This is a genomic window from Tamlana crocina (assembly GCF_012037625.1).
On the sequence record NZ_JAAVJS010000033.1, the window covers coordinates 1 to 10,522 of the forward strand.

Annotated in this window: 8 protein-coding genes; 5 read left to right on the top strand and 3 right to left on the bottom strand. The window is 34.9% G+C overall.

Annotated elements, in window-relative coordinates; genetic code table 11:
• Positions 1-110: 110 nt before the first annotated feature.
• The gene (locus HC176_RS15245; protein WP_167919810.1) at positions 111-323 is read right to left on the bottom strand and encodes a hypothetical protein; all 213 of its coding nucleotides are present in this window, start codon (positions 321-323) and stop codon (positions 111-113) included.
• Between the two features lie 278 nt (positions 324-601).
• Between HC176_RS15245 and HC176_RS15250 the strand changes: the two genes are divergently transcribed.
• The 5 genes from HC176_RS15250 to HC176_RS15270 all read left to right on the top strand — a co-directional run bounded on the left by HC176_RS15250 (position 602) and on the right by HC176_RS15270 (position 9,756).
• The gene (locus HC176_RS15250) at positions 602-1,171 is read left to right on the top strand and encodes a hypothetical protein (RefSeq protein ID WP_167919812.1); all 570 of its coding nucleotides are present in this window, start codon (positions 602-604) and stop codon (positions 1,169-1,171) included.
• Positions 1,172-1,274: 103 nt separating this feature from the next.
• A complete protein-coding gene (locus tag HC176_RS15255) occupies positions 1,275-2,360 on the top strand; it encodes a Fic family protein (RefSeq protein ID WP_167919814.1) in 1,086 nt (361 codons plus the stop codon).
• A 282-nt stretch (positions 2,361-2,642) separates the two neighbouring features.
• Complete coding sequence (locus HC176_RS15260; protein WP_167919816.1) at positions 2,643-5,258, top strand: T9SS type A sorting domain-containing protein; 2,616 nt, start codon at positions 2,643-2,645, stop codon at positions 5,256-5,258.
• 233 nt (positions 5,259-5,491) lie between these two features.
• A complete protein-coding gene (locus tag HC176_RS15265; RefSeq protein WP_167919818.1) occupies positions 5,492-6,052 on the top strand; it encodes a 3'-5' exonuclease in 561 nt (186 codons plus the stop codon).
• A gap of 176 nt (positions 6,053-6,228) precedes the next feature.
• Positions 6,229-9,756: a T9SS type A sorting domain-containing protein gene (locus HC176_RS15270; protein ID WP_167919820.1), complete on the top strand. Its 3,528-nt coding sequence runs from the start codon at positions 6,229-6,231 to the stop codon at positions 9,754-9,756.
• A gap of 39 nt (positions 9,757-9,795) precedes the next feature.
• Here HC176_RS15270 and HC176_RS15275 read toward each other — a convergent pair whose 3' ends face one another.
• Positions 9,796-10,005: a hypothetical protein gene (locus tag HC176_RS15275; RefSeq protein ID WP_167919822.1), complete on the bottom strand. Its 210-nt coding sequence runs from the start codon at positions 10,003-10,005 to the stop codon at positions 9,796-9,798.
• 65 nt (positions 10,006-10,070) lie between these two features.
• Positions 10,071-10,385 carry a 5-methylcytosine restriction system specificity protein McrC gene (locus HC176_RS20375; protein ID WP_425338207.1) on the bottom strand — a complete coding sequence of 105 codons (315 nt, stop codon included), beginning with the start codon at positions 10,383-10,385 and terminating at the stop codon, positions 10,071-10,073.
• Positions 10,386-10,522 lie beyond the last annotated feature (137 nt).

The following is a 10,522-nucleotide window of genomic DNA, read 5'->3' on the forward strand; positions in this document are numbered from 1 at the left end:
CTCAACTCGACGGCTTTTTGTTTAAATTCTAAGGTGTAATGTTTAGATTTTCTTCTCATAATTGCTAAAATAAAAACTAGCAAACATATGCTCTCATCTTTATGTCCAGTCTAATGTAGTAATTCCACATATATCGGGGTCTGGCGTTTTAGGCGGCCGGTTTCAGGATCCCGGAACGAAAAGTACACGTACCACCGCTTGCTAAGGTCGTTATTTCCTGTATAAATTTTGGGCTGGGAAAATCTTCGCTTTTCTGACAAATCGTATGCACTTTCGTATTCACTATCGTATGCAAAGGTAAGTATTTGTTTAAAGGTAAGCATAAAAAAACGGTTTAGAAAAACCTAAACCACTGATTACGTTCGTTTTAAACTTAGTAGCGGGAACTGGACTCGAACCAGTGACCTTCGGGTTATGAGTTTGAAAAAACACCCGAATTTTACGCCTTTTATGCCTTTTTTTGATAAAACCGTGTACGAGAGTGTGTACTCTGATTTATAATAATTTTCTATACAAATATATGTTTTTATTTCTATCTTAAAACACACGCCAACAACACATTAAAATGATGGAACAAAATATTTCTATTAAACAAATTCTTGTGGATTTAATTTCGATATGGCCACAAATCAGCAAACAATACAAGGACACCCCTACCTACTCTGAATTAATGGAATTTTTAAGCTTAGAAAACTACTATGAAGATGAAGACATTCCCTACCCCACTTTGAAACAAATAGAAGAAAACACAAGTTTAAACAGCTACCAAATAAGAAAACAGCTGAAAAATATTTACGACGAAATATTCGATTACCCCCATGTCAATACTTTAAAATTTAATCATGTCGAAATATTCATCCGTGCAGAGTATTTTAAAAATTATGCCTCATTTAAAGTCGAGAACCTTAAATGTATTCCGAGAATTGGAGAGCATATACATTTGCCCTTTGTCGAGGATAAAATAGGCTTTAAGCTATTCTATGTTCAGGATATAAAACACGAACTAACGGGAAACAAACAGCGTATTACAATTTCGGTTAAAGGCGGGTTCTTTAATTCTTATTGGTATTACAGAAAGCATAAAGCCATTGAACTCGGGGAAATTGGTCAATTGGAAGAATTTAACTCTTACGACTTCGAAATAAAAAAGAAACTGGGCCTTAACCATTAATCTGAACAAGAGTAAATTTTACACCTTTCGCTAAAACAAAGGTAAAAAAACGCTATATTTACCCTTGTGCTTATAAAACATGTAAATCTTACCTTCGTTTACAATGACCAAATTTAACAGAAACACCCCATACAACACCTTACCGCAACTGCCCCCCAAAGCAGATTTAGAAACCACAAAAGTGTTACGTAAAACCATTGATGCCAGTAGGGCCTTAGCCCAACTGAATGGCATGCTGACCAATTTGCCCAACCCAACCTTATTCCTAGACACTATTCACTTACAGGAAGCTAAGGCGAGTTCAGAAATAGAAAACATTATAACCACTAATGACGATTTGTACAAAAGTATAGTGGCCGATAAAAAATTTGACACGCCGGCAACAAAAGAGGTAATAAGCTATAAAGAAGCCCTGTGGCACGGCTTAAAAGTTATTGAAAAACGTCCGTTCATTACAACCAATTTATGTATTGAAATCGTTCAAAGCATAAAAAAGAATACCGCCGGTATAAGGTCAACTCCCGGCACCGCCCTGAAAAACCAACAGGGTGAAACAATTTATACACCTCCCACGGGTGAAGATGTTATAAGGGAAAAATTGACCAATCTAGAAGCGTTTATTAACTATAAAAACTCCTTGGATCCTCTTATAAAAATGGCGTTGTTACATTATCAGTTTGAGGCTATCCATCCTTTCAGTGACGGTAATGGCAGAACGGGCAGAATATTGCTTCTTCTCTATTTAAAACTCGAAAAACTACTGGATACACCGGCCATATATCTAAGTGAATATATTATCAAAAATAAAGCGGAATACTATACCAAGCTTCGGCTAGTAACCGAAGAAAAAGACTGGGAATCATGGGTGTTGTATATACTCGAAATGATAGAATATACGGCAAAAAAGGGACTGGAACGCTTAACAAGTGTTACCGCCCTAATGGAAACTATGGGTGAAGAAATAAAACAAACGTTGCCCAAAGCGTATTCTAAAGACCTTATTGAAATACTGTTTAGGCTGCCTTATACGAAACGCCAATTTTTGGTCGATGCCGGATTGGGCACACCAAAAACAGTCGGCAATTACTTAGCGGACTTGGAAAGTGCTGGCTTTTTAAAATCGGAAAAAGTAGGAAAGGAAAAACTCTACTTAAACCACAGGTTGATGGATATTTTGGAGGAAAAATAGAAAACTTGTTCCAATCTGGCACTATATTTCAACTCAAATCTATCTGCCTAATTGTTCCCTCTGTTTTATAATTCTACCCTCTAAACGACAAATTACGGTTTACCATAATAACTTCATTTTATCTAATTTACATAACAGAATATCGTGTTTATTTTTTTACCAGATTTTCTTACTTTTTCTTTATATCCTCTCTCTTCGAACAATCTAAAGATTCACATTTTTAGGATAGCACAATAGTACTTTTTATTTAAAAAATTACAATTAATTTATAAACCTATTGATATGTCTAAAAACCTCCTATTCTTAACTTTTACATCGTTATTTTTTGTTAACAACCTGTTTTCTCAGAATCTCCCAACCTATCTTTATGAAGCTATAATAAATATTCCTGATCCTAACTTTGAACAAGCCTTAATAGATTTAGGGTACGATTCGGACGGCATAATTAACCAAAGTATCAATGCGCAGGACGCCTTCGACATAAAAAACCTAGATATATCTTCTCGAAACATTAGTAACCTTCAGGGGCTAGAATATTTTAAAAATTTAAGAACACTGAATTGTTCTGAAAACAATTTTAATGAGTTAAAACTGGAGCATTATGTTAGAATACAGCTAAAGTATTATACTGAGGAGTTTCGAGCCTACCAATCCCTGATTGAATTTACTTGCTCCAACAGTATTCTAGAGAGCATTTATTTTTATAGGTTTCCTGATATTGAAAGCATTAACCTAAATTCTAACCCTAATTTAAAATCCTTTATTGCTGAAAAAACCCCAAACCTAATTAATTTAAAGCTATCGAACACAAGCAATTTAGAGCAGTTAGAATTACACGACACCAGTGTAAGCTCATTAAAGGTTGACACATTCACAGCTCTAATGACTCTAAGAATAATCGACTCTCCTTTAGAAGGTTTAGATTTAAACAATAACAAAAACTTAAAATTTTTAGATTGTTCAAATTCCAATTTAAATAACTTGGACTTATCAAACAACAACGCGCTTCAATCTATTCATTTAGTGAACAATCAGCTTAGCTTTCTTGATATGAGAAATGGTAATAATTCATTAATTAGTAATTTTGACTCATACAACCATCCAAATTTATCTTGTATTTTTATAGATGACTTAGTTCTGGCAAATTCAAACGAATCATTCTACAATAGATGGAACAAAGACGAACACACCGAATTTAGAAACGAATCCTGTGATTATGATATAACATTATCAACCAGCAAAATGAATATCGCTGAGAATGGAGAACAAACAATACTTACTGCCACGCTAAATGATATATCCCCTAGTGAAGATATTACAGTAAACTTAAAGCTATCGGGCACCGCAGCTTCTACAAATTACGAATTAAGTTCAAGTTCCATTCTAATTCCGGCAAGTCAGTTGTCGGCCTCAGTTACGCTAACGGCGCTAGAAGATGCTATGGATAGCGACAAAACGGTTGTCATCGACGTCTTATCAGTTGAAAATGCCGACATACTGTCATCTCAGGAGTTAACCGTAACCATCAACCATGTTAATGATGCGCCAACCGATATTTCTTTAGTCACCGCTTCTTTTGATGAAAACCTTTCGTATGAAGAAATGACCCTAATCGAGGTGGCCGATATTGATGACGTAGAGCACACGATATCTCTAGTTCAAGGAGAGGGAAGCTCGGATAATGACAAATTTACAATTATAGACAATAAGCTGTATACCGACCTCACCTTTGACTACGAAACTAAGAACGAATATTTCATCAGACTAAAAGCCACCGACCCCGAAGGCCTGTCTACTGAAAAAGCAATAGTAATTTCCGTGAATAACTTGAATGATATTGTTATATCCGGAACCATCGGCAAAACATACTGTGGAACCGATACCATAGGGTTTATTGAAACTGCCTTTGCAGAATATATAGAGCCGTTAACTTATCAGTGGTCATCTGGGGAAACCACTCGAAATATTTCAAATAAGCCTAGCGGAACTTATACCATAACAGTTACGGATGGCGATGGTGTGGTCATGTCAAAAGATTTTGAAATTGGAACCGAACCCATTTATAACGATTTGACAATATGCTATGTTTCTAGTGACAACATTGACTCTGATTACAACAGAATATTTATCAATAATGCTGAATCTTATAATGTCGATAAAATCCAAATACTTAGGGAAGGCAGTACGCTTGGCCAATATGAACTAATAGGAGAAATCAGTCCATATGAAAACTCCTTTTTGGACACTTCATCAAACAATCAATCAGTAAGCTATAACTATAAAGTGAGAATAAAAGATAAGTGCGGAAATGTATCAGAACTAAGCCCTTTTCACCAAACCATTTTGCTACAGGCCAACAAAGCTTCAGACGGCAGCATAAACTTAAATTGGAGTGCATATAGCGGACTAAACTACGGCACTTATGACATCTACAGAAAGGAAAACAACAATGATTTTGAACTATTAACCTCATTGTCTGCAAACAATTTAGCCTACAATGACAAAGACGTAAATTCCAACACCAAATCGTATGATTACTTTATTGGAATAACCGTGAGTGAATCTTGTAATTTCACTCTTATATCAAAAGCTAAAAATTCTAAAGCCTCGAATAATATTATCAGGTCAAATTATAAAAGCTTCGAATCAACTCTTAATACAGACCTTGATTTAAGGAAGTCTATTTCAATCTTCCCCAATCCGGTGGAGAAATCACTTTATATAGAATCTGAAGCTCCTCTTTTAAAAATTGAAATTTACTCTTTTTCAGGAAAGAAGGTAAAGGAAATAAAATCAGATTTTAAAACAATTGATTTAAACAATCTAGAAAGAGGCTTATACCTCATAAACATATATTCTGAAAATGGATTCTTTTCGAATAAAATAATTAAAAATTAATTCTTTATTTAAAAAAGCACAATAATGCAGTTTATTGTGCTTTTTTGATATCACACTAAAACAAAAAAAACCAAAGCCATCGCCTTGATGGATACAGTCCATTAGGAATTACACTTTGGTTTTCGATTGAAAATCAACCTACTCCAAATATAATCAAAGTAATTTAATTACCTTTCGCTAATTTCACGTACCATTCAGCACTTATTGGTATTTGGAATAAAAACTTAAAAACAATGTACACCATCATTGACGTAGAAACCACTGGAAAGAGTGGAAAAATTACTGAAATATCCATTTTCAAATATGATGGCCAAAACATTATTGATGAATTTACTTCTCTAGTCAATCCTGAAACTTATATTCCCGATTATATTACGCAATTAACAGGTATAGATTATTCTATGGTGGCCAGTTCCCCAACATTTTCACAGATAGCCCAAAACATTCTAGAAATCACACAAGGTTGCATTTTTGTTGCCCATAGCGTAAATTTTGATTACAACGTCATACGGAAGGAATTTAAAACAATCGGTGTAAAATTCAATCGAAAAAAGCTATGCACGGTAAAGCTTTCCCGTCAATTGCTGCCCGGCCATGACAGCTACAGTTTAGGTAATATTTGCAATGACTTGAACATTGAAATCGAAGCACGACATAGAGCAAGAGGTGATGCCGAAGCTACCGTTATACTTTTCCATAAACTATTAAATGCTCAAAATTCGGATGTTGTATTTAATACTTTGCTTAACAAGACCGTGATTAAAAGTCAATTGAGGTTGGATTTTGGTTCCTGAAAATACTCAGAACCTTCTAAAAAAGCCTATTTATATTCGGCGGCTCGAATTATTATGCGACATTCGGTAAAACGAACCTTACCATTTATCTAAAATAAAACCTCTTTAACAATAAATATCCTTCAAAATGAAACTTACCAATATATTTGACATCAAATATTTTAGTCCAAGTCAAAATGAAATTACAACCAACTTTAGTCATACTTGCTTTATTATTCTTTCAAGTAACATACGGTCAATGGGAAGACCTAGAAAGTAGTATAAACGATGATTTAACAGGAGTCGTATTTTTCGAGAACAATGGCTTAGTTTCCGGACGTAATGGACTATATACTACTACCACTTATGGAATCGGAGATTCAAGCTGGAAGAGGTTTTCCATAAGTGACAACAACATAAACTCATCTATCTATGAAAATACGGAGTTTACCCATTGTACCGCCAAAACAACTGCGACGGGAGATTCAGGGGTTATCTATGCATGTGGCAAAAACGCTTCTAATGAAAAACCGGTAATATTCAAGATTCATTTACCTTCTTTGGAATACGAAATAATCGTCATTGAAGAATTTCAAGGCTCAATAAACAAAATAGCATACGACGAGACTGAGGATAAATTTTATGGGGTTGGAGATAACGGTCTATACTTTAGTTTTTACGACAATAATTACACGATCATTAGCACGAATTTTGAGGACGACTTTCTCTCCTTAGATTTATATAATGGAGGGATATCAATCGGAGCCAACAATTATGTGCTGATGTCGTTAGACCCAGACACTCCAAACAGTTTCACCCAAAATAATACTCCCGGTGCTATTCACAAAGATATTTCGGATGATGGAGGGTATAGTTATTCTGTCGGCAATAATTACATGCGACTATCCACGGGTTCTGTAAAGTATTCCAATCGATTTAGCTATGGAGCACTTAACGGGCAAGCTATTATAAAACATAGTGGTGTTCACCTTATAGCTACTGACCATGGTATTTTTAAATCAGATACTTCTTATTCGTATTTAGAATGGCAGCCTAGTTCTTCAAAACACTCCATAAATTCATTTTGGGAATCAACAAACAACAGTTCCCTAATATATGCTTGCGGTGATAATGGTACAATACTAAAAACGGAAAACTTAGGCGGAGCAACAAGCCCCCATGTTACCCTAGATGTATATGGTGCTTGCGTTGGCAACTATGTTGCCATCAAATCTTTTAGTGGCTCATCAAAATACTGCACATTTTATGTGAATGGTAATTATATTAAGGGTGGGTGCACCTCTTATTTTTCGCACAGATTTGAAGAAATTGGAGAACATGAAATAAGCATAAAAGGTAAAAACAGTGAGGGTGAAGAAAGCACATACACAACAACCATCCATATTGTTCCGAAGCCTGACACCGAAAAGGCTATAAATGTTATCGATAATATTTTATGTAAAGACCAACCCCTTCAAATTGAAATTATTGATTCTGAAGAAAACGTTGAATATTCTCTAAGAAAAGAAGGCAGTTATGATTATTTCGGGACAAGTGCCGTCGGAGATGGTAGCACTATCGTTTTAACCAGTATCCCATTGGAAACCGGAGAATATTACATCAGCGCCTCTAACACTTTAGCAAACTGCAGTAGAAGATTCAATGATTCTTTTTTAGTGACGGTAGAACAAACAGAAGCTGAATTTACCCCGAATCTTATAAACGCAAAATTGAACGAAACGGTAACTTTTTCTGAAAGGACAACCGATGCTGCTAATTTTGAATGGTCTTTTCCAGAAAACAGTAGCATTGCTTCCAGTAACCTATCTGCTCCTCAAGCCAAGTTTTCTTCGTTAGGCAGCACTGAAGCTCTCTTAAAAACATGGTCGAACGACGGCTGTTATGATGAAATTACAAAGGAAGGTCCTTACATTTATCAAGATTTAGGTCATACTGAACACAGTTGGTCCTTTATCAATGGAGGTAAAGACCCAAAATGGAATGGAAGCTATACCGAGGACATAGGCCACATGGCTCCTACGGAGAATGGCTTTATTTTATGTGGCCATAATAACTTTTCCACGCTAAATTCTAACATCGGTAAATCACATACATTCAATGAGCCTGGAGCGTATGCAGCAAAATACGACAGAAACGGAACGCTAAGATGGATTGTTTATACAGATATTTTTAGAGATGAAATTCATTACTCTGTACAAGACAATGAAGGCAATGTATACATAACAGGTAATTCGAGAGGCTATTTCATCGATTCTACCGGTTTTAAGCTAGATTTAGATAATGGGCTAAGCAATTTTTTAATAAAACTTGATTCGACAGGAAAAATAATTTGGGAAATTCAAGGTCAGTACATCAACTTCAACAAATTATTTATAGACAAGGATAATAACCTATTGGCTAGTGGCGTATTTGACTATTTAAGACCTAATAACATTTACTTAAACGGAGAAATAGTAGCCGATCTAGACGACACGGTAAACGAGTCTCCAACACAGTTTAGTTATTCCGGTCATGTTTTCGCTAAAATCAGCCCTGAAGGTGAAATTATTTGGAATAATAAAATGCTCATCAGTGCCACCAATGGTTCAGACATTGTTCATTTAGGTTTTGACGAATCAAACAACATATATCTCACTGGTAGATTTGAACACCGAGCCGAATTTTACTCGGCTGGAAGCAACAACTATGAAACACTATTAGGAGAGACAGGCAATTATGGAGGAAAACTCTTCTTATCAAAATTCACGCCTAACGGACAACTTCTTTGGAAAACAAGAAGCCTAACTTACAATGTTAAGAACGACGGAACTACGCCATCATCGATGGTTACTGATGCCGATGGCAACTGTTACATATCCGGACAAAATAGTGTTGACGGTACTTTCCTAGATGAAAGGGACAATTATTTACATACTTTTGAGAACACAGATGGCACATTAACCCAAGTGAATATCGGTGCCTTTTTTGTATTAAAGGTGAACTCAAATGGTGTTTGTCAATGGATTCAGGGAGGAAAAAAATCGTATTACGGGAATGGATTAAAAATTATAAAAAACGGAAATGAACTCGCTGTTTTGGGACACATTGCCGATAGAGTTGAAAATCAAGTCTCAACCACATTTACCGGAACAAATGGAAACAGCATCGATTTAAACCTAAAAAAACAAGACTATTTTATTGCCGTCTATGACACCTTTGGGAATTTAAAACGAATAATTCAAAATGCGGACAACAATCCCGACCAAAATGGATTTGATCAAACTTGGGGAAAACCTAGTTTCTTTAAAGGGTATGGTCAAAATTATTTTATTAGCTATAATTTAGGATTCTACAATTATCAAGACACTATTATGAAATACTATGATTTCGGCAATGAGTTATCTTCATTGAATGGAAAAGAAGGCGTGGTTACTCGATTCAAAGAGTCTGATGGGATAATTCATTTTCCTTCATCTTTATCCTCCAATAGACCTGTTTTGGAGGCCAAGTTAAAAATAACACCTAACCCAGTCAAGGACTATTTGAACATCTCTGGAGTTTCAGAAATAAGTAAAATTAGAATTTATAATAGTTTAGGCCAACTTATTCCCATAAAATCCTCAATGGGGAAAATCAAAGTTGCCCATTTAAACACCGGAATTTATATTATAAAAATTGAGGGTTCAAATAAAAAGACAACAACAAGAAAATTTATAAAACTCTAATTTCCATACAAGCGTTAGAAACCAATAATAATAAAAAATTCAAAATAGCCATTGGTAATCTCCCATCAGGGAATTGGCGGGTTTGTAGCCTATCCCTTGAGTTATTAACGGAATATCATTTACGGAATTAATTTTCTGCCAACCATTTTTTTCAGGATAATTCCCAATTGCAATAATGAGTGCCTTTTTACTTGACTGAGCAAAAGAAAAGTGAAAAAAGAGGAAAAGCATAAGTAAAAATTTACTCATATCATTAAATATATTTTTCGAAATGAAAAGTTACGAAATCAATGTGAGGTAAAAAAATATTGAGTCTATCTAGCTACATCAAAAGACACCAAGATTTGTTCTCCAATTTTAGTATTTAATTTTCCATTTTGTAAAACTTCAGCAAACTTTAATTCGCAAGAGTGCCTCTTGTTATCCTCCGACACGAAATATTGTCCTTTTATTGAATTTTGAGTAGAAGTTGATGGATACAGTAACATACTGTGATTACAATTCCACCTGTAATTATATGCGAACATTTGCTTTAAATCATCATCTCCTGGTTTACCATCATTAACTATTTTCCACTTCGTATCAATAATAAAATATTCTTCACTATTTTTCCTTGACTCTAAGACAATGTCTGGTTTTTGGAATTACTACATTAGACTGGACATAAAGATGAGAGCATATGTTTGCTAGTTTTTATTTTAGCAATTATGAGAAGAAAATCTAAACATTACACCTTAGAATTTAAACAAAAAGCCGTCGAGTTGAG